At 45.1% G+C, this 1,098-nt stretch carries 1 protein-coding gene; it reads right to left on the reverse strand.

What is annotated here, in order from left to right:
* The coding region (locus tag R7F07_RS25330; protein WP_318110685.1) for a phosphomethylpyrimidine synthase ThiC at positions 1–987 on the reverse strand (987 nt) is incomplete at its 3' end.
* Between the last annotated feature and the right edge of the window lie 111 nt (positions 988–1,098).

Raw genomic sequence — 1,098 nt, forward strand, 5'->3', positions numbered from 1 at the left:
ATGGATAGTAAAGTAATCAACACCCTGCTCTGCTTGTTCGATTAACGTGTCGCGCATGACTTCCCAATTCAGGTTCTCAGCAATGCCATTTACTTTCTCCAAAGCCTGATACATAGGAACCGTACCAATTGGCACCGGGCTATTGCGTAAAATCCATTCGCGAGTTTCATGAATGTTACGGCCGGTAGAAAGGTCCATCACGGTATCGCCACCCCAGCGTGTCGCCCAGACAAGTTTCTCCACTTCTTCTTCGATTGAAGACGTGACCGATGAGTTACCAATATTGGCATTCACCTTAACTAAGAAGTTACGGCCAATAATCATTGGTTCAGATTCTGGATGATTGATATTCGAAGGAATGATGGCGCGACCTTCTGCGACTTCTTTACGAACGAATTCTGCAGTAATGTCTTTAGGTAGATTTGCACCGAAGCTTTGACCAGGATGCTGCTGAGTCAGCACGTCATCGCGATATTTAGCGCGACCCATGTTCTCACGCAGTGCAATGTATTCCATTTCCGGAGTAACAATGCCTTTACGAGCATAGTGTAGTTGAGTGACGCATTTTCCGGCTTTAGCTCGTCGAATACGTGGTAAGTTGCCATAACGCAAATCATCTAAGGTTTCATCGTCAAGACGCTCTTTTGCGTAAACAGAGCTCACATCTTCAAGGATTTCAGTATCATTGCGTTCTTCAATCCACCCTTCTCTAAGCTTTGGTAAGCCACTGTAAAGGTCGATAGCGTAATCTGGATCGGTATATACGCCAGAGGTGTCATAAACACGTACAGGCTCATTCGGCTCAAAAATTGGAGCCTCTTTGGTGCCACCAATTAGGCTATCAGCCAAAGAAATTTCACGCATTGGCACTCGGATGTCAGGACGAGAACCCTCTACATACACTTTGGTTGAGTTTGGGTACGGCTGTACCGAGAGAGTATCAATAAACTGTTTTGCTTCCAGTCTCGCTTGTTTGCGACTCGACATAGCATTTTTCCTTGCTTGTTATTCTAGATAAAAAGTATTGGGATAAAAATGCTTGGCGGATAGATGCGACAAGAGGGGTCGAATTATGGACGATTAGAGTTCAGGTGCTCA

The organism is Vibrio sp. YT-16 (assembly GCF_033337405.1).
Lineage (GTDB): Bacteria > Pseudomonadota > Gammaproteobacteria > Enterobacterales > Vibrionaceae > Vibrio > Vibrio alginolyticus.